General features: G+C 40.8%; 17 protein-coding genes. 3 read left to right on the top strand and 14 right to left on the bottom strand.

Features of this window, described 5'->3' with window-relative positions; genetic code table 11:
- Positions 1-3: 3 nt before the first annotated feature.
- From pdxT to nox, 3 genes are all read right to left on the bottom strand, one after another.
- On the bottom strand, positions 4-585 hold the full coding sequence (gene pdxT, locus GMD4S_RS03750; RefSeq protein ID WP_000689957.1) for a pyridoxal 5'-phosphate synthase glutaminase subunit PdxT: 582 nt from the start codon (positions 583-585) through the stop codon (positions 4-6).
- Positions 586-1,461 carry a pyridoxal 5'-phosphate synthase lyase subunit PdxS gene (pdxS, locus tag GMD4S_RS03745; RefSeq protein WP_000138514.1) on the bottom strand — a complete coding sequence of 292 codons (876 nt, stop codon included), beginning with the start codon at positions 1,459-1,461 and terminating at the stop codon, positions 586-588.
- 150 nt (positions 1,462-1,611) lie between these two features.
- Positions 1,612-2,991 (bottom strand): H2O-forming NADH oxidase, encoded by a 1,380-nt coding sequence (gene nox / locus GMD4S_RS03740; RefSeq protein WP_000036760.1) that lies wholly within the window; start codon positions 2,989-2,991, stop codon positions 1,612-1,614.
- 307 nt (positions 2,992-3,298) lie between these two features.
- Here nox and GMD4S_RS03735 point away from each other — a divergent pair, with 307 nt between their 5' ends.
- Genes GMD4S_RS03735 through GMD4S_RS03725 form a run of 3 tightly spaced genes read left to right on the top strand, consistent with a single transcriptional unit; the run spans position 3,299 to position 6,114 of the window.
- Positions 3,299-4,228 carry an FAD:protein FMN transferase gene (locus tag GMD4S_RS03735; protein ID WP_008284369.1) on the top strand — a complete coding sequence of 310 codons (930 nt, stop codon included), beginning with the start codon at positions 3,299-3,301 and terminating at the stop codon, positions 4,226-4,228.
- 18 nt (positions 4,229-4,246) lie between these two features.
- Positions 4,247-4,852, top strand: coding sequence for an NADPH-dependent FMN reductase (locus GMD4S_RS03730; RefSeq protein WP_000915930.1), 606 nt, complete (start codon positions 4,247-4,249; stop codon positions 4,850-4,852).
- Between the two features lie 17 nt (positions 4,853-4,869).
- On the top strand, positions 4,870-6,114 hold the full coding sequence (locus GMD4S_RS03725) for an NAD(P)H-dependent oxidoreductase (protein ID WP_000673674.1): 1,245 nt from the start codon (positions 4,870-4,872) through the stop codon (positions 6,112-6,114).
- 83 nt (positions 6,115-6,197) lie between these two features.
- Here the strand turns inward: GMD4S_RS03725 and GMD4S_RS03720 are convergent, their stop codons facing one another.
- The 11 genes from GMD4S_RS03720 to GMD4S_RS03670 form a co-directional block, all read right to left on the bottom strand.
- Positions 6,198-6,455: a DUF896 family protein gene (locus tag GMD4S_RS03720; RefSeq protein WP_000371290.1), complete on the bottom strand. Its 258-nt coding sequence runs from the start codon at positions 6,453-6,455 to the stop codon at positions 6,198-6,200.
- 41 nt (positions 6,456-6,496) lie between these two features.
- Positions 6,497-8,533, bottom strand: a complete 2,037-nt coding sequence (gene glyS, locus GMD4S_RS03715) for a glycine--tRNA ligase subunit beta (RefSeq protein ID WP_000164744.1) — start codon at positions 8,531-8,533, stop codon at positions 6,497-6,499.
- A gap of 211 nt (positions 8,534-8,744) precedes the next feature.
- Complete coding sequence (gene glyQ / locus GMD4S_RS03710; protein WP_000038733.1) at positions 8,745-9,662, bottom strand: glycine--tRNA ligase subunit alpha; 918 nt, start codon at positions 9,660-9,662, stop codon at positions 8,745-8,747.
- A 211-nt stretch (positions 9,663-9,873) separates the two neighbouring features.
- Entirely contained in the window at positions 9,874-10,245 is a 372-nt protein-coding gene (locus GMD4S_RS03705) for a GFA family protein (protein ID WP_000912017.1), read from the bottom strand.
- A gap of 317 nt (positions 10,246-10,562) precedes the next feature.
- Entirely contained in the window at positions 10,563-15,074 is a 4,512-nt protein-coding gene (locus GMD4S_RS03700) for a S8 family serine peptidase (RefSeq protein ID WP_001081923.1), read from the bottom strand.
- 291 nt (positions 15,075-15,365) lie between these two features.
- Complete coding sequence (locus GMD4S_RS03695) at positions 15,366-16,208, bottom strand: aldo/keto reductase (RefSeq protein WP_000844560.1); 843 nt, start codon at positions 16,206-16,208, stop codon at positions 15,366-15,368.
- A gap of 81 nt (positions 16,209-16,289) precedes the next feature.
- Positions 16,290-17,681: a peptidoglycan-N-acetylglucosamine deacetylase PgdA gene (gene pgdA / locus GMD4S_RS03690; protein ID WP_000742163.1), complete on the bottom strand. Its 1,392-nt coding sequence runs from the start codon at positions 17,679-17,681 to the stop codon at positions 16,290-16,292.
- A gap of 102 nt (positions 17,682-17,783) precedes the next feature.
- A complete protein-coding gene (gene ezrA, locus GMD4S_RS03685) occupies positions 17,784-19,511 on the bottom strand; it encodes a septation ring formation regulator EzrA (protein WP_000064804.1) in 1,728 nt (575 codons plus the stop codon).
- Between the two features lie 80 nt (positions 19,512-19,591).
- Positions 19,592-21,538, bottom strand: a complete 1,947-nt coding sequence (gene gyrB, locus GMD4S_RS03680; RefSeq protein ID WP_000134072.1) for a DNA topoisomerase (ATP-hydrolyzing) subunit B — start codon at positions 21,536-21,538, stop codon at positions 19,592-19,594.
- A 13-nt stretch (positions 21,539-21,551) separates the two neighbouring features.
- Positions 21,552-22,115 (bottom strand): HAD-IA family hydrolase, encoded by a 564-nt coding sequence (locus GMD4S_RS03675; protein WP_008289140.1) that lies wholly within the window; start codon positions 22,113-22,115, stop codon positions 21,552-21,554.
- A 460-nt stretch (positions 22,116-22,575) separates the two neighbouring features.
- The coding region (locus tag GMD4S_RS03670) for a glycoside hydrolase family 70 protein (RefSeq protein ID WP_000327459.1) at positions 22,576-24,293 on the bottom strand (1,718 nt) is incomplete at its 5' end.

Below are 24,293 nucleotides of genomic sequence, written 5' to 3'. Positions count from 1 at the left end.
TTCTCAACTTTTTTCTTTACACATATTGATAAAGTACTGGTGCAAGCGAGCATCATCTGTCAATTCTGGATGAAAAGAAGTTACCAGCATATTCTGTTCTTGCGCAGCAACGATTTGGTTATTCACTACTGCCAGAACATCAACATCCTTACCAACTTCACTAATAATCGGACCTCGAATAAAGGTCATGGGAATCTGACCGACTCCCTTACATTCTGCCTCCGTATAGAAACTTCCTAGTTGGCGTCCATAAGCATTACGCTCTACTACTATATCCATAGTCGCTAGATGACTTTCTTCCTGAGAAGTGATTTCCTTAGTCAGCAAAATCAACCCTGCACAGGTCCCAAAAACGGGTAATCCAGATAGAATGGCTTCTCGGATGGGAATCAACATCTGTTGGTCACGCAAGAGCTTGCCCATGGTTGTAGACTCACCGCCAGGTAATATCAAACCGGACAAGTCACTCTGATGTTGTTGAAAATCATCTAAATTTCTGATTTCGACACTAACAACACCTAACTTTTCTAGCACTTTTGCATGTTCTGCAAAGGCACCTTGCAAGGCTAATATTCCGATTTTCATCTATTTTCCTCGCTCTGCCATAAGAATTTGGATTTCATTCTCATTGATACCAACCATGGCTTCCCCTAGGTCTTCAGAGATTTGAGCCAAAATTTGAGGATTTTGGTAGTTGGTTACAGCTTTGACAATGGCACTTGCTCGTTTAACAGGGTCTCCTGACTTGAAAATACCTGAACCGACAAAGACGCCCTCTGCCCCCAGTTGCATCATCAATGCCGCATCTGCTGGCGTTGCAACACCTCCAGCTGCAAAGTTTACAACTGGCAACTTACCATGTTCGTGGACATATTGAACCAATTCAATAGGGACTTGCAAGTCCTTAGCAGCCACATAGAGCTCGTCCTCACGTAGGTTTTGAATACGGCGAATTTCTTGATTCATCATACGCATATGACGAACGGCTTGAACGATATCTCCTGTTCCTGGTTCTCCTTTTGTCCGAATCATGGAAGCTCCCTCAGCGATACGACGCAAGGCTTCACCCAAATCCTTGGCACCACAGACAAAAGGAACTTGGAATTCTTTCTTGTCCACATGGAAACGGTCGTCAGCTGGAGAAAGCACTTCACTCTCATCGATATAGTCAATCTCAATAGCCTCTAAAATCTGAGCTTCAACAAAATGCCCAATTCTGACCTTGGCCATTACTGGAATGCTGACAGCTTCTTGGATTTCCTTAATCATCTTTGGGTCGCTCATACGGGAAACCCCACCAGCTGCACGAATATCAGCTGGAATCCGTTCCAAGGCCATAACAGCTGCCGCACCAGCAGCCTCTGCGATACGAGCCTGTTCAGGGTTCTGAACGTCCATGATAACCCCACCTTTGAGCATCTGTGCCAAGTTTTTATTTAGTTCATAACGATTTTCAGTCATTTCTTTATCCTCATCATTTGTATTAGTAGCTACCATTTCATTTTAAGCCAGATTAGAATGAAGTACAAGATAGAAAAACAATAATTGTCTGGGTACAGTAATATAAAAAACTATCTGACCTTAATTTAAGGCCAGATAGCTCAGCTATTGTTATTTTTCAGCTGTAAGTGCAGCCATTGTAATGTAGTTGTATGGTTTGTTGAAATGTGGCAAGAAGAATAGGTCTGTCAATGCCAATTTATCAATCGTTACATGCTCTTGGATAGCAAGTGAGAACATGTGGATTCCCATACTGATAGCAGCATCATGTGAAACCATTTGTGCACCAAGGATTTCGCGGCTGTCTTTGTCAAAAACAATCTTGATGGCAACTTCGTGGTTGTCATGCTTCATAAATTCTGGTTTTTGAAGATCGTTAAAGCCAGTTTCAGTTGCATTGTAACCTGCTGCTTTTGCTTTTTCAAGAGTCAAACCAGTTGAAACCATGTGAAGACCATAGATTGAAATACCGTTTGATCCTTGCACACCGATTCCTTCCAATTCATGTCCACAAGCGTTATAAGCACCAACGATACCAGTACGTACAGCGTTAGATGCAAGAGCGATGTAGCTTGTATCTTTACGAGCATTGTCATAAACAGTCGCACAGTCACCAACAGCGTATACACCTGGGATAGATGTTTCTTGTTTCTTGTCTACAAGGAAGGCACCGTTGCGGAAAAGTTCAATCTTACCATCTGCAAGAGCTGTGTTTGGACGGAAACCAACAGCAAGAACCACCATATCCACATCAAATGTTTCTTTGTCTGTTACCAGGCGTTCAACTTTACCATCACCTTGGATGGCTTTAACTGTTTGACCAAGTGCCAAGCGGATGTTATGGTCTTCCAAGTTTTTCGCCATCATTTGGGTAAAGTCTTTGTCATAGTAGCCGTTCAAAACAGTGTCTACGATATCAACAAGCACCACTTCTTTTCCAAGACGTTCGAAAGCTTCAGCCAGCTCAACACCGATGTAACCACCACCAACAACGGCAATGCGCTCAAGGTGTTTGCTCTTGTCAGCAAGTTTTTCGATGACTTCTTCTGCATTTTGGTACAACTTAACAAATTGAACATTTTCAAGTGTTGCTTTGAATTCTCGGTTACCCTTAACGATTTCAACACCTTCGATTGGAGGCAAGATTGGAGTTGAACCAGTTGCAAAGATTAATTTATCATAAGACTCTTTGTGTTCTTTACCTTCAACTTCAGCAGTCACAACTTTGTTATCGTAGTCAATTGAAAGAACTGGTGAGTTCATGTAAATTTTAGCACCTTTTGCTTCCAATTTTTCTTTATCAGAGTAGAAGAGACCTTCTGGGCCATCAATTTGTTCCCCGATCCAAAGCGCCATTCCACAACCAAGGAATGAAATATTTGAGTTTTGGTCAAATACTACGATTTCGTTCTCATGACCAAAGTTATCCAACATCGTATTAATACAAGCTGTACCAGCGTGGTTAGCACCAACTACAACGATTTTACTCATAGAAAAATTCCTACCTTTAATTTTTGATTTACTTTTCTAGTATATCATTTACTGTTAGCGTTTACAAGACATTTGCTCAGAATTCTCTTTTTTTCAGAAAAAAATACACTTAATATTAACAAACCTTATTTTTCTATCGTTTTCATTCTAATTTTGAGCATATTTCTTGACTTTTTGTCAAAATCCATTTGTGAAAACGCTGACTTTATGGTATGCTAGTTACATGGAAATAAAATGTAAGGGGTTTAATTTTTCTTTAACCAACTTATATTGAATGATTTCCTATGAAAAGAAAGGAGCTGGTAGCTTGCCTCTTCATTCACGTTCTGAACGGCTAATGGGAACAACTATCACGATTTCATTAGTAGATGAGCGGGCAGAAATCCTGCTTCAGGGCGCTTTTGACTTGCTTAAGGAGCTCGAATACCGCTTCAACGCCAATAGTCAAGAATCCGAACTGATGGAAATCAACTACCAGGCTGGAATCACACCTGTTAAGGTTCATCCTGACCTATTTGAACTGATTGCTCTTGGACTAGAGCACAGCCTAGCTCCCTCTAGCCATCTAAATATCAGTATCGGTCCCTTGATTCAAACCTGGCGAATCGGCTTTGCAGATGCACGACTTCCAGAGTTAAACGAAATCGAAGCTGTCTTGCCTCTAGTTAACCCGCATTTTATCAAGTTGGATCCGACTAACTTTACTATTTTTTTAGAGAAGAAAGGAATGAAGCTTGATTTAGGTTGTTTAGCCAAGGGCTATAGTGCAGATAAGGTTGCCCAGTATTTGAAAACACACGGTGTCACCTCTGCCTTGATCAACCTCGGAGGAAATATCCTCACCATCGGGAATAACCAAGCCAAAGAAGGGAAAGCCTGGCAGATTGGGATTCAAGATCCGCGAAATCCTCGTGGCAATCATCTCCTAACCATTCCTGCTTCTAACAAATCCGTTGTCACTTCAGGTATCTATGAACGCCACCTGACAGTAGATGGAAAAGACTACCACCATATCTTTGATAGTAAGACAGGATTTCCTGTCGAAACCGATCTTGCTAGCCTAACGATTGTCTCTGATAAATCCGTTGATGGTGAGATATGGACAACACGCCTTTTCGGAGAACGAAGCGCTTCTATCCTCTGGCAAGTCGAAAGTATAGATGGGATTGAAGCCATCCTCATCGACAAAGAGGGACGCCTTGCATGTTCTTCAGGCCTTCAAAATTGTATTATGTAAAAAGAGAAAGGAAATCTCATGCTAAAACTTATTGCCATTGTTGGAACGAACTCTAAACGTTCTACAAACCGCCAATTGCTCCAATACATGCAAAAACACTTTGCGGATAAAGCTGAAATTGAACTCGTTGAAATCAAGGATATCCCTGTTTTCAACAAACCTGCAGATAAACTTCTTCCCGCTGAAATTCTTGAAATTGCAGCTAAAATTGAAGAGGCTGATGGTGTGATTATCGGTACTCCTGAGTACGACCACTCTATCCCTGCAGTTTTGATGAGCGCTCTTGCTTGGCTATCTTACGGTATCTACCCACTTTTGAACAAACCAATCATGATCACTGGTGCTTCTTACGGTACACTTGGTTCATCTCGTGCCCAATTGCAACTTCGTCAAATCTTGAACGCTCCTGAAATCAAGGCAAATGTTCTACCAGATGAATTCTTGCTTTCACACTCTCTTCAAGCATTTAACCCAAGTGGCGACTTGGTTGACCTTGACGTCATCAAGAAATTGGATGCCATCTTTGATGACTTCCGTATCTTTGTGAAAATTACTGAAAAATTGCGCAATGCACAAGAATTGCTTCGCAAAGATGCTGAAGAATTTGACTGGGAAAATTTGTAAGATAGGAGACCGAAAGAATGAAATTTGTTGGACTTGTTGGATCAAACTACGATCAATCATATAACCGCAAACTCTTGGAATTTATTCGTCGCAATTTCAAATTCAAATTTGAATTAGAAGTCCTTGAAATCGACGAAGTTCCAATGTTTAACCAAGACGAAAAATGGGACGAAAGCTTCCAATTGCGTTTCTTGTATAACAAGATTACACGTGCTGATGGTGTTATTATCGCTACTCCTGAGCACAACCACACTATCTCAGCTTCACTTAAATCTGTACTCGAATGGCTTTCATACGAAGTTCATCCATTTGAAAACAAACCTGTTATGATTGTGGGTGCATCATACTATGACCAAGGAACATCACGTGCCCAAGTTCACCTTCGTAAAATCCTTGATGCTCCAGGTGTTAATGCCTACACGCTTCCAGGTAACGAATTCCTTCTTGGTAAAGCCAAAGAAGCTTTTGATAACAATGGAAACATCACCAACGAAGGAACTGTTAAATTCCTTGAAACTTGCTTAGATAACTTTGTTAAATACGTAGGAGTCGTTTCGAAATTGAAAAAACCAAAACCAATCGAACCAGAAGACTTGGATTGTGGAAAACCAATTGCTACAACCATTACAGAAGTTGATCCTGACGATCCAGAATGGGTAGAAAAAGTTGCAGCAATCACTGGAGCTGTTTCTGGTGATACCTATGTCAAATTGGACCACGGTATCCTGACAGTTAACCAAATTGATATGTTCTTGAAAGCTATGCCATTTGAATTGACATACGCTGACGACAACAACCAATTCCTCTACTACAACAACGCTCACCAAGATCCAGACACCATGTTCGCTAAACGTGTACCACCTCAATCAGGTAGCCGTATGTCGACTGTTCATGGATCCCTCCCACCAGCACGTATGAAGAACGTAGAGTGGGTTATCGGAACACTTCGCAACGGAAACCAAGAATACGTTCGTACGATCGTTCCAGGTTCTCCTGCAGGTGTCATCAACACCCACAACTACCAAGCAATGTACTATCCTGATGGATCATACGCTGGAATCAATGAAATCGTCTTTAACTTCCAACCATGGCTTGACTGGTACCTAAAAGAGACTGGTCAACGTTTGGTAGGTGGTAGCGGACCATTTGCCCCTACTGCCGGAGGTCATGGAGACGCCGATGCTACTTCTGGCGCTTCTGATTCAGGGGATGCTGGAGGCCACGGTGGTGACGCAGACGCTACTTCTGGTGCAAGCAACTAAGAAACCCAAAAGGAGCCATTTGGCTCCTTCTTTTTTATTACAACAGAAAAGGGGAATGTAAATCATCTACACCCCCTTTCATTTTATGAGTTAGGATCATCTATACTACGGCCGTGCAAACCTTTTTCACGTTGTACCTGACGTAGTTTTTCTGGTGTGACGTCATTGCCTTCCTCGTCCACAATTTTGATTCCCTCGATGTGGTGACGAACAGAACGACGATAACCTTCGATGTACTCCTCACGAAGTTTAGCTTGTTCCACTTTTTCAGCAGAAGTTAAGCCTTCTGTTTTTTTCTTTTTGGCAAGCTCGTTGATACGAGCGATTTTTTTCGGATCCATTTCTTCTCCTTTGTGATAAGATACAGTCCGTTTGACTGAGTTTATTTAGTATTGATTTGGTTAAAACGTGCGAGCTTAGCTGCTTTCTTGGTTAATTGCGACAAGATAGCCAAGCGATTTTGTCGGACAGCCTGGTCTTCAGCCATTACCATAGTATTTTCAAAGAAAGCATCAATAACTGGGCTAAGCGCAAAGAGTTGCTCTAATTGTTGATTTGCAGTCCCTGACAAAACGAGTGATTCTACTGCTTCCGCCAAGGCTTTCTCTTCTTCATTCTCAAAGAGAGCAGGATCGACCGTGTCAGAACCTTCTGCCTTCTTAGCCAAGTTGAAAGCACGTGATAGGGATTCGACAGACGATTTGAAATCTTCTTTCTTGCTTGCTTCGACAAGAGCACTTGCTGCTTCTAGCATATCTGCCACAATAAAGTTTGAACCTGCGAGAACTGCTTCCTTAATGTCTTTTGGAGTTGAACCCATCATCTTATCAACACGAGCCTTGATAAAGTCCATAACCTCTGCTTTATTTTCATAAGTCAAACTGTCGAATTTCAGGGCATAAAGGCTATCAATCAGCTCATCCATAGCAATGTGCCAACCAAAAGCATCCAAGATACGAACCACACCTTGCGTCGCACGACGAAGGGCATAAGGGTCGTTAGAACCTGATGGAATCAAACCTACTGAGAAGAAACTCAAAATTGTATCCAATTTGTCAGCAATGGCTAGAATGGCTCCCACCTTACTCTCTGGAAGTTCGCCTTCGGCTGATGTAGGCATGTAGTGTTCACGAATAGCAGCTGCCACCGCTGGAGTTTCTCCAGCAAGAAGAGCATATTTCTCACCCATAATTCCTTGGAGTTCATCAAACTCACCAACCATACCCGTCAACAAGTCAAACTTGTAAATAGCTGCTGCACGAGCTAGGTCAACTGTTTCATCCACTGACAAACCAGCTTTTTCTGCCAAGAGAATGGCAATCTGCCCCGTACGAATCATGTGTTCACGAAGAGAACCAATCTTTTCGTGGAAGGTCACATGGTTCAATTTTTCGACTAGGTCAGAAATGACCAATTTTTGGTCTTCACGCCAGAAGAATTCACCGTCTTCCAAGCGGGCTACCAAGACTTTTTCATTTCCTTTGATGACATTTTCCAAATGCTCTGCGTTTCCGTTACGAACTGAAATGAAGTTTGGTAAGAGTTTACCGTCTTGATCACGAACAACAAAGTAACGTTGGTGTTCTTTCATTGAAGTCACCAAGACTTCTTCAGGCACTTCAAGGTATTTGGCATCAAAACTTCCCATAAAGGCAGTTGGGTATTCAACCAAGTTCAAGACTTCGTTCAGTAAGTCAGCATCAATTTCGATACGTACACCATGTTCAGCTTCGATTGCCTTGATTTGGTCAACAATCATTTGCTCACGTTCACGAGGATCCGCGATTACAAACTGTTCACGAAGGTCTTCTTCGTAGCTTAATGCTGACTGAATCTTGGTTTCTTGTCCTAAGAAACGATGACCACGGCTCACACGACCGCCCTTGATATCAAGGAAATCCAAATCAAACTCTTCATCATCTAAAAGAACTGTCAAAGTGTGTACAGGGCGGATATATTCAAAAGTGTTGTTAGCCCAGTGCATGCTGACAGGGAATGTCAGTGACTTCAAGACGTCTACTACACCTGGAACAATAGCTTCAACTGCTTGACCCACTTCTTCCTTGGTAACATAGACATATTCTTCACCCTTGATTTCACGGAATTCAATATCTTCAACTGTCAAGCCTTTTCCACGGACAAATCCTTGAGCTGCTTTGGTGAAGTTTCCATCACTATCCAAGGCGATTTTCTTTGCTGGACCCTTGAAATCTTCTGTCAAATCAGACTGTTTGTCTGCAAGACCAGTCACACGAACAGCCAAACGGCGTGGTGTTGAGAAGGTTTGAATAGCTTCAAAGGAAAGACGATTTTCTTTGAGGAAGGCTGCCATTTTTTCACCTAGTTGTTTTTCGCTTGGAGTTACTACGTAGGCTGGTAACTCTTCAAGACCGAGTTCTACTAATAAGTTTTTTGTCATATTTTTTCTCCGAAAAGTATCTTTTTATTTTCCAGTTTGCCTTATGTGATTGGCACGCAAGCAACCAACTTCGTTGTTTCATTGCTAAAATTGGAGCCGAAAGTCTCCAATTTTGCCTAGTATCCTTAGCTTCGCTAAGGATACCTTCATCACTACGGCAACTGGCTCAAGGCTCACTCTGTTCGCCCATTTTCGTAAACTGTCACTCTCTTTATTCTGCGTCTTCTGCTAGGAGTTTAGCTCGTGTTGCTTCATCCAAAAGTGGGTAGCCTAGGCGTTTGCGTTCTGCGACAAAGGTTTTGGCTACGACACGGGCAAGGTTACGGATTCGAGCGATATAGCCTGCGCGCTCGGTTACAGATACGGCACCACGCGCATCAAGCAGATTAAAGGTGTGTGAACATTTGAGAACATAGTCATAGGCAGGGTGAACCAATCCCTCTTCCAAGGCACGACCAGCTTCCTTTTCAAACTTATCAAAGTTTTCCAGCAACATTTCTTGGTCCGAAATTTCAAATGAATATTTTGAATGCTCGTACTCAGGCTGGATAAAGATTTCTCCGTATTTTACACCATCGGCCCACTCAATATCATAGACAGAGTCAACCTCTTGGATATAAGAAGCCAAACGCTCCAAACCATAGGTAACTTCCGCAGTCACAGGACCTGTTGCCAATCCACCAACTTGTTGGAAGTAAGTGAACTGAGTGATTTCCATCCCATCAAGCCAAACTTCCCAACCGAGACCAGCTGAACCAGTCGATGGATTTTCCCAGTTGTCCTCAACGAAGCGGATATCATGTTCCAATGGATTGATTCCCAATTTTTCCAAAGACTCAAGATAAAGTTCCTGGATATTTGATGGAGATGGCTTCATAACCACTTGGAATTGGTGGTGTTGGTAGAGACGGTTAGGGTTTTCCCCGTAACGACCGTCAGCAGGACGACGTGATGGCTCTACATAAGCCGCATTCCATGGCTCAGGCCCAATAGCACGAAGGAAAGTGTAAGGGCTCATTGTCCCCGCACCTTTTTCATTATCATAAGCCTGCATGAGCATACAACCTTGGTCATTCCAAAATTGTTGCAAAGTCAAAATAATTTCTTGAAATGTTAATTTCTTAGACATTGAATACTCCTTAATAAAAAATGATTTTTTGCGACACGAGTCTGCCTTGTCGATTTTACGAGGCAAGACGAGTTAGTACTGCGTCTAGCTCAGGCACTCTAGTGCTGAGCGTGGGGCAGTCCGACTGTAAGGAGGTCTCTGCCACTGACGCAGTGGAAAGTCAATCTTTTAGACATTGTTTACTCCTTTAATTTATATTATCTTTTTAGATTTATTCATCAAGCAACCAAGAAAAAGCTGGATCCTGAAAAATATGACGTTTGGGAACAGTTTGTAAATTCTGATCGCATTCGTCTATTGTACCTAGTTTCAAAGCACAGACTTCTGGTATATTTTCTTGAGCAGTGAAAATTTGACTATGACAGTTCTGACAGTAATAGCGTTGTTTTCCTGGAGATGAACTATAGGTAACCAACTGTTCTTTTCCATGCAATACTAGGTTTTTACTACTAACTTTGGCATTCACTGTATAGGCAGACGCAGTTGCTTTCCGACAGAATGAGCAGTGGCAAAAAACTAATTCCGACAATTCCTCATCTAAAGTGTAGGTCACTGCTTTGCATAAACAAGATCCTTTAAGCATTATGCTCCTTTCTACTTAGGCATTAGACGAAATTCAAAAAGAACCGAATTTCAACACCCAAGCCTTGCGACTAGGGGCGTCAGAAACGCGGTTCCACCCTAATTTATTACTTCATTTTTTTTAAAAATACGACAGAAAGCGCCAGTTTCTTAGCTTGTTCTACTTGGCTCCCACTGTCCCAAGCTCGCTTGAAGAACGCCATAAGACTTTCTTTCCTAGCTAGTATTATAGCAGATTTTCTAGCTAGTGTAAACCAAAAATGAGTCTGAAAACAAAGTTCCAGACTCATTTATCAGTAAAGCTTCAGAAACTACTGTTTAAGGGTGTCTTCTTGCTTTTGGTTTTTTGCCATGTAGATTTCTCTTGGCTTGTTTCAATGCTGTAATGGCATCTTTGACATCTTCTTGGCTCGCTCCTGGATCATTCAAGAGTTCCTGAGCTTCTTTAAAGGCTAGAAGATAAGCAGCTTTTTCTTTCTTATCTGCGTAGATAAATCTCGCATTTTTTTCTTGGAAAAGACGTTCATCTTTGACCAGTTTCTTCAGACTAGAGAAGTCAGTAGCTTTGCCATTCAGTTTACTTTTAGCCGTCGCTAGGGCAATGAGAGATTGGTCAATTTGATCCTGTTTGACTTTAGGATCTACAGCTAGTAAGGCAATTTCTTGGAAGGCACGATCATAAGCTCGACGTACTTTTTCCTTGGCATTAGCATATCTTCCAGTTTTAGTCGTTGCATAGTAAGCTTTCATGGCTTCTTTCAAAGCTGCAACATTCGAATCTTTTCCATCCAAAGCCTTACCAGCAGCTTCAAGACTAGCGAGAACTCCATCAATCAATTCTTGCTTCAACTTGCTTGACAAGGCTGACTGCGCCACTTGGAAAGCTTGGTCATAAGCTTTTCTCTTATCTGCACTACTATTAAAGTAGCGAGACGTTTCTACCAGTTCTTTTTGTTGATTTACCGCAGCAATCAAAGCCAACTTAGACACAACAGATAGACGCAAAGCATTATTTCGACCTGGCTGAACGAGCAAGGAAACGAGATCTTCAAGGAGTTCATATCCAGTTGGCAAGGTGACTTCTACAGTATAACGACCTGTAGCAACTTTCTTACCAAAGGCGTATTGACCGTATTTTTCAGCAGGAAGAGTGATACTTGTCCCATCTTCACCTTTCAGAACCACTGTAGTCGTCTTTGGAACGGCTTGATTGAAGGAAACAGACACTGGTGCATATTCTAGGAGATTTGCTAGGAAGGTAATGGTTTGGAAACTATTTTCTTCCGTCAAGTCAAACTCTTGGGACAAGGCACTGATAAATTTCAATTCTGTTCGGTCATAACTGAAAATTTCTGCTGTATAATGACCAAATTGTAAGAAATGAATCGCTTTTGTCTTGTCAACATCAACATATTGCCCCTTGCTATTTTTGATTCGATAAACGTAGAGGGTATCAATATCTTGGTTTGTTTTTGCATCCTTCAAGTCAATTTTAACTCGACCACTATTTTGATCGCGGACAAGTTCAGCAAGCGAGATATAGTCTACATTTCCTGCATAGTCCTCAACAAGATAGTAAATATTAGCCTTATCAACATCCTTAGGAAGTGTATAACTACCGTCAGCATTGGCCTTAATCAGATGGGTGTTCTCAAGCGCACGAGTTCCAGACTGGTCTTTCCCAGTTAGAACCATGGTCCCTTTCTGGTCAAACGGTGTGAGGTAGAAAACTTTTTCTGAAAGGATACCGCCTTGACCCACATCTTTTGGTTTGCGAGCTACGAATTCTTGATTTCCGTCTTTAAAGCGAATATAACCACTTGTGATGACAGGTTTTTGAGTATCAATCTGAATTTTAAAGGTCGTGTATTGTTCTTTTGCTCCTGGAACATCTGGTGTGTAACTGATAACATAGTCATATAAACCATCCGCAACAGTATTGCCATCAAAATCCTGGCCTCTCCAAGCAGTATTATCTAGAATATAACTCTTCAGATTTCTACTGTCACCATCAAAATAATTCTTACGAAGATCCTTTGCATCGCCCTCCCAAATAGGATGTTCATGCTTGGTATCTGTAGCCGCATAAACTGTAGCCCGAAGATTTACAAGGTTTCTCAAAGCAACCGTTTTATATTCAACTAGGTCTTTGTTTCCATCATCATTTGGAGAAATGGCAATACGGACATTCCCTTTTTCGTCCAACTGAAGAACATGCTTACCTTCAGCATTTTGTTCAATCCCAAGAACAGTAATTCGGCGTCCTTGGCGTTGACCTTTAGACACTAGAAGGTCATTTTGCAAGGTTGCGAGATAGGTAGCATCATTAGAGTAGTTAACGGCAGGATTTTCCTTGTCTACTTCCGTGTAAAATCCATTTTTCCCTTCTCGGACAAGATTGTAAATTGGTTTTTCAACAGCAGGGAGATTTTGGAATTCTCCTCGGAAGCCCATAAATGCAAGACTTACAATATCCCCATCATCTGCTGGATCTACAAAGCGAACAAAACCTTCAAGGAAATAGCCATTTGACATTTGTTTGCTGAGTTCAGCAGCAAATTTTCGAGCATCCACTTTAACAGTGACTGTTTGACTGCTGTGGGCTTTGACCGTCACTTCAGGCCAGACTGTCTCCGTTAGTTTTCGAGGTCGAAGGGTGAATTTTCCATCTTGGACTTCGTCTGTATTGGTATTCACCACCATCTTGAGAGTGCGGTCAGTATCTGAAATGTTGTGTACAGTGACCTTGAAAGTAAATTGATCTCCAACATTTCCTAAAGTCACGCTTGGATAACCATTTTCACCCGTTACATAGAGGTCTGTTGACACTGCAGCAGCTGTATCCACAATACCAGAACCTTGCTGACGAGGAGAGGTATAAGTGCCTGTGTCCTTATTAACATGTGGTTTTGCAGTTGACATGATCAAGGCCTTGACAGTCTCTGATACTTGCTCAGGAGTCAATTCTGGATGGTGTTTTTGAAGGTATTCCTTAACCAGAACTGCAACACCCGTAACGTGAGGAGCCGCCATACTGGTTCCGCTGATACTACCGTAGGTATTGTCATTAAAGGATGAGTAGATATTGCCACCAGGAGCTGTCACATCTGGTTTCAATTGTCCATCGGTAGTCACTCCCCAACTTGAAAAGTCAGATAGCTGATTGGCTACATCAGAAGGACGATTATCCATCTTACCATTAAAAACAATCTTGTAGTTTCCTGATTTTAAGGCTTCACCATACTGTTTAGAAATAAATACAGAAGGAATTTTCTTTGCTTCATCATCAATAGCCATATTGATGTTTGCACCTTCTACATTATTGTAGATCAAAGCACCAACTGCACCGTGTTTTCGTGCATTTTTGATCTTCTCTGAAAAGTTCATAGCTCCTCGCTGAATGAGGGCAAGTTTCCCAGTTAAATCCAACTTCGCAAAGTCTTCTTCACGACCTAACCCTGCTTCGACGTATTCGTACTCTTTTCCTTTTTCAAAGTCCTTATCTGCTTCAGGTTGATTATAATCAAATTTTCCGTTATGAAGGCCGGCATTTCCCTCTAGACCTTTAACTTCAAAAACGGCTGTTGTCAATGTTTTATTGTTGACAGAAGCAACTGAAATTGAGTCTTCAACAGTGGATGGATTTCCAACCAAGCCATAGTCTGGGTTTTCGGCTAGCGGTTTTGAATAACCATTTCCAAATGTATTGCTGTTTCCTGCTGAGATAAGAACAGATACTCCCTTGGCACGAGCCCGTTTGATGGCATCCACGATATCGGAACCAGCATCCACCATAGAACCAGTGCTAGATCCCAAACTCATATTAATAGCATCTGCTCCTAAGGCAACTGCATCATCAATCGCCTTTACATAAAGGGCAGAACTGGTCGTTTTTTGGCGGTCTGAAAAGACACGCATAAACATGACTTGGGCTTCTGGCGCCACACCATAAACTTTTTCGCCATTCGGTGCTTCTTTATCAGGATTTCCAGCTGCAATCCCTGTTACGTGCATCCCATGAGAAGTTCTTTCTGCTTCTTTGATTTTATCTGTTCCGTCAAAGTAGTCATAGGCATAGACAACCTTATCGCTATACCATTTACCGTAATCGATTCCAGCAGCCTTTTTAGCTGCTTCGATAGCTTCCTTGTTTTTAAATTTTGCTTTTGACGGATCCGAAATTCGAAGAACCTCATGATTCAAATCAAGCCCTGAGTCAATAATGGCAACAACGGTCCCTGTCCCCTTGTAACCAGCCTTCCAAGTTTTCGGTACTGTGATGATATCATTGCTTGAAAGACTATTTGGTTTTGCAGACTCAGTTTTTTCTTGTTCTTTTTCTGTAGTTGCTGTTTCTCCATTAGTTTTAGGAGCTGTCGTTGCTTTAGCCTCTTTTTTCTCTATGGTAGAGGACTTCTCAGTAGCAGGCGCTGTACTGGTATCGACTGTTGTTTCTTTTTGAACGACACCTTGATTTTCTTCTTTTGCAACTGCGCTATCTTTTCCTGATTCTTGGGCTTCGGCAGTTTTATCAACCGGAGCATCTACCTTAGCATCTTGTTTACTAGCATCCTCTTTAGAAGTTTCAACTTCTTGTTTCTCTCCAACTACTGGTGCTATCCCATTAGTATTGGTTTGGTCAGTCGCAGAGTTTGAGTGTTTATCGTCTTTTAGCTCTGTCTTAATTTCCTGAGTTTGAGCTTGATTTTCACCTGTACTCTGCTCATTGGCACTGACTTGACTTGCTCCAAAAACCAATGCAGTTCCCAATAAAACTGAAGCAAGACCAAATTTGTATTTCCGTAATGAAAAACGTTGTCGTCTATTCATAAATAATCTCCTTTTTCTTTAAAGTATACCTATTATAACGCAAATAATCATAAATTTTCATAAAAATCTGAATTGTCACAAAAATGTAATATTTACGTATATATTTTACTTATTTAATTTTATCATTCGTGTTATTTGCTCCATCAAACCACAGTTTTTTTTAAATTCATTCCTATATTTCAATCCATAAAATTATTTCATTATACAAACAATTTAGATTTTTTATACACAAAAAGACTAGAATTTAAAATTCCTAGTCTTTGTTATTTCAGTATAAATAGATTTCACAAACTAAAAATCCATCTCATCCACACGAGGTGCGCCCGAAGTCACTAAAATTGTCTTTAAGACTTCTCGCTCGTCTTTGCTGAGTTCAATTCCAAAACAGTCAAGATTGCTCTGGATACGAGAGGCTGTCACTGACTTAGGTAGGGGTAAAAAATCTTCTGCCAAACTCCAAGCCAAGGCAATTTGAGCCACTGATTTCCCATGCTTCGCAGCAATTTCTTGGACTTCTTTCTGTTCAAACAACTCTCCTTGTCCAAATGGCCCCCAAGCCTCTAAGAGAATTCCTTTCTCTCTACAGTAGTCAACCACTTCCTCTTGATAAACTCCTGGTGCCAAGCGCACCTGATTGACCGCTGGAATGACTCTTGCTGTCTCAAGCAAGGCATCCAAATGATGAGGAAGGAAATTACTAACGCCGATAGCACGGATTTTGCCTTCTTGGTAAAGATCCTCCATCGCTCTCCAGACTTCAGCATTGCGAGTTTTCCATTCGTCATTTTCTCTTAAAGGTTTTGGATTTGGCCAATGGATAAGGTACAAATCTAGATAATCCAATCCCAGTTTTTCCATTGATTCTTCAAATGCTTGGCGAGCTTCATCATAGCTGTGATTGGTATTCCAGAGTTTGGTCGTTACAAAGATTTCTTGTCTTGGAATACCGCTATCTCGAATAGCACGACCAACACTTTCCTCATTTTTATAGATAGCTGCAGTATCGATATGTCGATAACCATCCTTTAAGGCTTCTAAAACGGCTTGGTAGGCTACCTCTCCATTTTCAGCTTTCCATGTTCCAAATCCTAGTACAGGAATTGAAATTCCATTATTAAGGGTATAAGATTTCATCGTTTTTCCTTTCTATGTGAAGAAAATCTAAAGAAACAAAATCCTGATTATCAGAACACTTGCCCCTTTAGATTTTAACAATTATTGATCACGATCGTAATAGATCTCGTGAGCTTTTAAGCGAGAATTGAGCAATTCAGGAACGGTCACAAATGTATACCCTTCACCCTTTAAATACTCAATGACACTTGGTAGGGAATTAACTGAAGGACCATGGATATCATGCATGAGGATGATAGAACCATTGCGAACCTGACGTTGAATCTCTGTCAAAATGGCTGTCTCGTTTTTACTCTTCCAGTCCAAACTATCCACGTCCCACATGATGAAGCTTAAATCAAGGCCGTTTCGAATATCATCAGTGATGGCACCATAAGGTGGGCGCATCAGTTTAGAGCTTGATCCTAAAACTTGAGTTAACAAATCTTCTGTATCAGTAATTTGCTTTTTAGCATCTTCGAGCGAAAGTTGTGAAAGAACAGGATGACTCCAGCTGTGGTTTCCTACAACATGACCTTCAGATTTCATTCGTTTCAGAAGATTTTCATTACCTGCAATGTTTTTACCAAGTACAAAGAAGGTTGCTTTTACACCATATTTAGCTAAAGTATCCAAAGCCTGCGTGGTTGTAGTAGGATTTGGACCATCATCAAAGGTCAAGGCTACAACCTTTTTGTTTTTCTTAGCAAAGTATGCTTGGTAAAGTTCAGCATCCTTTTCTAATAGATAAGAAGACTCAATGACATCAAAGAAACTGGATATGGGCAAAGCAATTTCCTCAACAGTCTCTCCAGCATTAGCAGGATAAAGGATGATTTGACTATCCTTATAATCAAAGCTCCAAGATGTCAATTCTTGGTCTGTGAAGCTCTTTATAACTTGATCAATTTTTGCCTGGTCAAGTTTCTTATCTTCTAGAGTTGATTTGATTTGACTCAGTAAGAGTTCCTTAGCCTTACTTGCATCTTTGAAGAGTTTACTGAGGTCAAAAGCTTTCCCATCTTCGGTCAAGAAAATTTTCCCTAAAGAAGTCTTTTCTTTTTCTTCAACCTTTGATGCAGACAAATCGTAGACTTGCTTGCTGATATTACGAGCAACAACTCCCTTTAAGACGGGATCCAATTGCTCACTATAATAAAAGACCAAGTCCTCTTTATCTTCCAGCTTTTCTTTAATATCCTGGTTGATTTTTTCTCTAACAGACGCAATGACTTCCTCTCCTTGCAGAGGGTAGTAGGCAATCACCTCAGCTTGACCTTTTCGGAAATGGTCCTTCTGACTACCTGAGTTGAATTGCTGGTCCTTTTCGCTTTTTAGCGCTTCAATTTTTTGTTCGTAAGATTGCTTTTGTAGTAGCTTATAACCAATAGCACTTCCTAATAGAATCGTAGCAATTCCTAAGATTCCAACAAGGGAAAGCAATAGCCTTCTCGTTTTATCGTGAGAAACACGTTTCGCTCTATTTTTTTTCATATTTCCATCATATCAAATCGAGGCTATTATTTCAATGATAAACAAGAATTCTGATTTCTTTTTAGAAAAATAAAAAAGCTTAGAAATATCTAAGCTTCTCGTTTAGAAACGAATCGTTTCACGTGTTTTCTCATATGAAGTTACAAAACGGTTTGTGACTCCTGGTTCAGCAACTTCCAAGGCTTGTGAAATTTTTTCAAATGACGCCTGGTAGTCAAACTCTTTTTCAAAAATTTCAAGCGCTTCGTTGAAGGCCTCTTGGATACGCTCATCAAATGAACGGTAACGGTTTGAGTATTGGAGTAGTTGCTCAGTCAAGGTTGCATATTGAACGATATCATAGGTTTCTGTTTCAAGTGCTTCCATATCATTTGTTGCGACTTCAAGAATTCGTTTAACCGATTCAATATTCACTTGTGGTTGTTCTAACTCTGCCATCAAATCTTCTGTGTTATGACTTGCAGTAAAGAAAAGTTTCAAGAAACTTTGAGGAATACCTGGCAAGTTTCTCTTCTCCATGTAACGTTTGATAGTATGCAAACGGTTCACATAGACATTTGCTTTTTGGCGAGCATTGAGGTCGTCTTTTTCAATTTGCGCAAGTCGTTCGCTAACAGAGATTTGCTCATCCTCTATATCCTTGAGGTTGCTTTGAAGCATTTCCAACTGTTCTTCAAGAACAGAGAAGGCTTGAGTTGGCTCGCCTTGGTCTTCTGTTACCTCTAAGATAGCTGTATCAAGTGCAGCCAATTCTGCTTGAAGACGACGAACATGATTGCCATCACTTTCAGGAAGAAGGTAGGTTTTAGTCAAGCGTTCAAGGTCCTGAACAAGCACCTGATTATTTTCTTTCAAGTGGTTGAGATAAGTTGGTAATGTAGCAAGAAGACTTTCAACCACTTTTTGAGCTGCAATTTCACGAGTGAAGATATCATAAAGTGCGTTGATTTCTTCTTGGATGCGATTATTTTCATACTCTGCATTGTCCAATTCCAACTGACGAATATTTTCTTGATTATTTTTCAAAGACTCATGCAAAAGTTGGAAACGAGACTCGATATCTGTTTCTGTAAAGTGGTAGTTGGCATCCAACAGCTTGCGATAGCCTTCTTCCAAATCTGCTAATTGTTCTGGCAGTTCTTTTGTCAAGGTTTCAACAAGAGCTGGAATTCGCTCAACGATGTGTGTCAAAGCGAGAATATGATTTTCAGTTGAATCAAGAATTGCTGCCGCTTCAACCGGGTCACCTGATGAATTTAGGGTAACAAATTGAGAGAATTCAGATTGGATGTTTTCCAATTGTTTCTCAATCTCAGGAAGGGCTTTCCCATATTTCTCCGAATCTTCTGCAACAGTATGTTGAAGGGATTCAAACAAGTCCAAAGCATGAAGGACACGGCCACTATTCTTAGATTCTTGTTTTTCAAGTTCAGAAAGGGCATTGCGAATAGCTGCAATATCTTCTTCAATCAAGCCAATTTGGCTTTCAATTTGATCAATCTTGTGAGCAGCTTTGAAAAAACGGAAAGAATTATTGTAGCTTTCAGCTTCAAAGAGGTGATTTTCAATATCAGCAAATGAATTCAGAGATAAATCAACCCATTTTTGGTTCCATTCACGGAAGGTCACCTGACTTTGACCAATCAAGTGCATGTTTTTAACGGCTTCAACCTCATCATTTACAGGAAGGTTGTAGAGTTCTTCTTTTCTTTCTTCAAGGGCCGTTAATCTGCTTACATTACGCTTACGTAAAAAGATAGCTGTTACATAAGCTAAGATCAGAATGACTGCAATCGCAACCATTAGATAAATTAGTTGTCCATTAGACATATCAAACTCCTTTTATACTAGAAACAATCGTAATGATTATATCATATTTTTTAAACCAAGGGAACTATTTCCCACATTTTTTAGACGTCAAGTGTACTGTAAACAGCGTTTTCTTCGATAAATTCGCGACGAGGTTCTACTCGATCCCCCATCAACATATCAAAGATTTTATCTGCTTCGGCAGCATCATCTACCGAAACACGCGCCATCAAGCGATGTTCAGGATCCATGGTTGTTTCCCACAATTGGTGGTCATCCATTTCTCCCAAACCTTTATAACGTTGGATGGTTGGTTTTGAACGCCCTTCACTATGACGTGCTAAGGCTTCTTGGAGTTTAATTTCTTGATCTGCACCAGGTTGAATGTATTCTTTGATCTCACTTCCCACTTTAACCCCATAAATCGGTGGTTGGGCAATGTAGACATAACCAGCCTCTAAGATTGGTTTCATGTAGCGGTAAATCAAGGTTAGCAGGAGTGTTCGAATGTGGGCTCCATCAACATCGGCATCGGTCATCAAAACGAGTTTTTGGTAACGAGCCTTAGTGACATCAAATTCTGCACCAAATCCTGTTCCCATGGCTGTGAAAAGACTTCGAATTTCTTCGTTGGCAAGGATTTTATCCATGCTAGCTTTTTCAACGTTCAAGATCTTACCACGAATTGGAAGGATAGCCTGGAACTCACGGTTACGACCAGATTTGGCTGATCCACCAGCTGAGTCTCCTTCGACGATGAAGAGTTCGGTTTCAGCAGGGTTGTTAGAAGAACAGTCTGCTAGTTTTCCTGGCAAATTGGAAATTTCCAAACCAGATTTCTTGCGTGTGACTTCACGCGCACGCTTTGCAGCTACACGAGCCTTGGCAGCCAAAATCCCTTTTTCCACGATACGCTTAGCAATCTGTGGATTTTCCATGAGAAAATCAGAGAAGGCGTCGCTGAAGAGGCGATTGGTAATCTTGACTACTTCACTATTCCCCAGTTTGGTCTTGGTTTGTCCTTCAAACTGCGGGTTTGGATGCTTAACTGAGATAACTGCAGTCAAGCCTTCACGGACATCTTCCCCTGTTAGGTTATCTTCATTGTCTTTTAGTAGTTTATTCTTGCGGGCATAGTCATTGATAACACGTGTCAGAGCCGTACGGAAACCTTGCTCATGCGTACCACCTTCATGGGTGTGAATGTTATTGGCGAAACTCATGACGTTTTCGTGGTAACCGGTTGTGTACTGCATGGCTACTTCAACTGTGATATCATCCATCTCACCGTCTGTGTAGATAGGTGTATCAAAGATCACATCCTTGTTCTCGTTGATATATTCAACGTAGCTAGCAATCCCACCCTCATAGTGGTAATGTTTAGTCTGTTCGAGACCATCACGCTTATCTGTGATGGAGATTCGAAGGCCTCGGTTCAAAAAGGCTAGTTCTTGAATACGTTTGTTTAATTTTTCAAAGTCAAAAGTTGTTGTTTCTGTAAAAATCTCTGGATCTGGTGTGAAGTGAACTGTTGTTCCCGTTTTATCCGTATCTCCAACCACCTCAAGATCAGCAACAACATGACCACGACGGTATTCTTGGTAATGAATCTTACCGTTTTTATGGACATGAACATCTAGTTGAGTTGAAAGAGCGTTTACTACTGATGAACCTACACCGTGTAATCCACCTGAAACCTTGTATCCGCCACCGCCGAATTTTCCTCCAGCGTGAAGAACTGTAAAGACGGTCTCAACAGCGGGACGTCCTGTCTTTTCCTGAATATCAACAGGAATTCCACGCCCATCATCCACTACGGTGATGGAGTTATCTGGCTCTATAAAGACTTGGATGTGACTGGCAAATCCAGCTAGGGCTTCGTCAATTGAGTTATCAACGATTTCCCATACTAGATGGTGAAGACCTTCTTTTGAAGTCGATCCAATATACATACCTGGACGCATACGAACAGCTTCAAGTCCCTCCAAAACTTGAATTTGACTGGCATCATAATCTTGTGCCTGTTGATTTTTGATTTCTTCTGTCATTTTTTCCCTTTTCTTACATGTCTATTGCTTGTCTCAATGTCGCAACGTTATTAAAAAGATAGGCATCTAAGCCAGCAGCTTTACCTGCTTCTACATCAATATTTCTGTCACCAATGACCAAACCAGATGTAATATGATATTTATCACGTAAATAAATCATGGACTCAGGATCTGGTTTCCGTTTAAAGCCAGAACTGGCAGTCACCACCTCGGTGAAGTAGTTCGCTATCTGGGTCTTAGCAAGAAGTTCTAGTACTTGGTCATTTCGATGAGAAACCAAGAAATGGCGGCCACCCTTGTCCGAAATGTCTTTGAGTAATTCTGGAATTCCCTCAAACAAAACTGGATGTTCTAGCTCACGCGCTTCATTTTCTTTGTAGTTCTCTAAAAAACCCTCGATATTTGGTGCAAACTTCTCGATGGCAAAAGCTGTCGAAACCTTCAAAGCTTCGTAGACTCGGTCGTGTTCTTGCTCTATTCCGTATTGGGCTAAGGTTTCTACAAAGGCTGCAGTAGAAGTCTCATAATTATCCAATAGGGTACCACCTAAATCCCATATATAGTCGTGATATTTCATACCCTTCATTATACCATTTTTTTATGAAAAAAGCGATGATTTCCTAGATTTTTCGGCTCTATAATTTATATAGAGAGTAAAACACTATTGCATCTATGGAGCCTTTTTGTGAAGAATAGCTCCTCTATAAATAATCAAGCAAAATCTTTCTTATCTCAAATGTACAAATTAAAGAATAGAAACTACTAACAACCGCGTCATTGTTCACAAACGAAACGCTTTTGGATTTTCAAACTTTAAAAATAGAATACTCATTGCTTTGAATACCACAATAGAGTGCAGAAAAAGATTATTCCAATATGGAGTCCCTTGTTAATTCATTACAGTTCCCAATGATTCCATCTTTCTTTTCAATTGTAATTTATTCTCCAAACAGGCAAAAAACGATAACGTCCTTTTAAGGTGTTATCGTTTTTGTATATCATCAGATAAAGTTTGATTTTTATTGAGCTAAATTCGATTAGTTTCTTCCGAAGTTTTGACCTCTACCATCGCGGTCAAAATACATCCAACTTCCATCTTCAAGTTGAATCCATTTGCTTCGAGCCATATCCCCTGAATTGGCATCGAAATATCGACTAACCCCATTCACATCAACAACTTTTCCTTTGACTTGCTTGCCGTCTTGCGTGAAATAGAGAGTCTGTTGACCAACCTGCTGCAAGCCTGTCACTGCTTTTCCATCTTGATCAAAATAGTACCACTCATTCTGGGAACCTTCGACAAACTTGTTGGTTGCCATCTCTCCTGAGTTAGCATCAAAGTAACGGATACTCTTATCTGAAAGTGTCACGATTTTGCCCTTGACTTGCTTGCCATCTTGGTCGAAGTAAAGTGTTTGTTTGTCAATCTTTTGAAGGCCTGTCACTGCTTTACCAGTTTGGTCAAAGTAATACCATTCGTTCTTGGCACCTTCTGCAAACTTGCCGACTGCCATTTCTCCTGAGTCGGCATCAAAGTAACGGATGGATTTATCAGCCAAAGTTACTACTTTACCCTTGACTTGCTTACCATCTTGGTCAAAGTAAAGTGTTTGTTTGCCAATCTTTTGAAGACCTGTTACTGCTTTACCATTTTGGTCAAAGTAATACCATTCGCTCTTGGCACCTTCTGCAAACTTGCCGACCGCCATTTCTCCTGAGTTGGCATCAAAGTAACGGATACTCTTATCTGAAAGTGTCACGATTTTACCCTTGACTTGCTTGCCATCTTGGTCAAAGTAAAGTGTTTGTTGACCAATCTTTTGAAGACCTGTCACTGCAACTCCATCTGCTCCGAAATAGTACCAATCACTTGGGTTATCACCTTGAGCAAAACGATTGATAACAGCATTTCCTGAATCCTTGTCAAAGTAACGAAGTTTGCCATCTTTAGCACTCACAATCTTGCCCTTAACCTGATAGCCGTTTTCATCAAAGAATTGCTGTCCATCTCCTATCTTGACAAGACCTCGAGCCATAACGCCCTTGGCATCAAAGTAACGCCAGTTTTGACCATCAGTAGTGTAGTAACGGTTGAGAACTTGGGCACCAGTTTGATCATAGTAGTACTGATTACCATTTTCATCTTCACGGATAGAATCACGAAGTTGAATACCATTCTTCAAGAAATAAACGTGCTTGCCATCAATTTCATGAGCACCTGTTACTAGATAACCTCGTTTATCGAAATAATACCAATTTCCATTTTCATCTTGGATAAAGGAATTTTTAGCTTGATAACCACTAGTTGAATAGAACTTAGTACCATTGGCATCACTAACAAATCCTGTGTAAGCATTCTTATTAACTAATTGCTTAGGCAATACTATCTCGCCATTTTTGTTAGTAAGATAGTCGTTGCTAGCCCAGTCTTTAAGAACATAGTAAGCACCACGACCTAAGATATTGGTACCATTGAAGTACTTAGCCGACCACTTGGTAATCTTCTCATCTGTTGTCATCTTTTGACCATTGGAAATCTGTACTCGTTCAAAGATCTCTGGATATTTGGCTTTAAGCTCATCCAAGTAGGCTCCACCGTATTTACCTTGGAAATCAGTCCCATTGGTCTTACTATTAGCTACATAGAGTTTTTCCTTAATTTCTGAACCTTCACGGTAGGTTCCGTAGTTATTGACACGTGTTGCTGTTACCACTTCCTTACCTGGTAGGTTATAGATTTGGTCTGGTACCCAGT

The sequence above is a fragment of the Streptococcus sp. GMD4S genome, assembly GCF_000296955.1.
Note: the sequence above shows the minus strand (reverse complement) of the source record. Positions and strands in the feature narration are given on the sequence as shown.

Coding starts and splice junctions, on each gene's coding strand:
- pdxT (WP_000689957.1), bottom strand. CDS start 585: ATGAAAATCGGAATATTAGCCTTGCAAGGTGCCTTTGCAGAACATGCA.
- pdxS (WP_000138514.1), bottom strand. CDS start 1,461: ATGACTGAAAATCGTTATGAACTAAATAAAAACTTGGCACAGATGCTC.
- nox (WP_000036760.1), bottom strand. CDS start 2,991: ATGAGTAAAATCGTTGTAGTTGGTGCTAACCACGCTGGTACAGCTTGT.
- GMD4S_RS03730 (WP_000915930.1), top strand. CDS start 4,247: ATGCTAAAACTTATTGCCATTGTTGGAACGAACTCTAAACGTTCTACA.
- GMD4S_RS03725 (WP_000673674.1), top strand. CDS start 4,870: ATGAAATTTGTTGGACTTGTTGGATCAAACTACGATCAATCATATAAC.
- GMD4S_RS03720 (WP_000371290.1), bottom strand. CDS start 6,455: ATGGATCCGAAAAAAATCGCTCGTATCAACGAGCTTGCCAAAAAGAAA.
- glyS (WP_000164744.1), bottom strand. CDS start 8,533: ATGACAAAAAACTTATTAGTAGAACTCGGTCTTGAAGAGTTACCAGCC.
- glyQ (WP_000038733.1), bottom strand. CDS start 9,662: ATGTCTAAGAAATTAACATTTCAAGAAATTATTTTGACTTTGCAACAA.
- GMD4S_RS03705 (WP_000912017.1), bottom strand. CDS start 10,245: ATGCTTAAAGGATCTTGTTTATGCAAAGCAGTGACCTACACTTTAGAT.
- GMD4S_RS03700 (WP_001081923.1), bottom strand. CDS start 15,074: ATGAATAGACGACAACGTTTTTCATTACGGAAATACAAATTTGGTCTT.
- GMD4S_RS03695 (WP_000844560.1), bottom strand. CDS start 16,208: ATGAAATCTTATACCCTTAATAATGGAATTTCAATTCCTGTACTAGGA.
- pgdA (WP_000742163.1), bottom strand. CDS start 17,681: ATGAAAAAAAATAGAGCGAAACGTGTTTCTCACGATAAAACGAGAAGG.
- ezrA (WP_000064804.1), bottom strand. CDS start 19,511: ATGTCTAATGGACAACTAATTTATCTAATGGTTGCGATTGCAGTCATT.
- gyrB (WP_000134072.1), bottom strand. CDS start 21,538: ATGACAGAAGAAATCAAAAATCAACAGGCACAAGATTATGATGCCAGT.
- GMD4S_RS03675 (WP_008289140.1), bottom strand. CDS start 22,115: ATGAAATATCACGACTATATATGGGATTTAGGTGGTACCCTATTGGAT.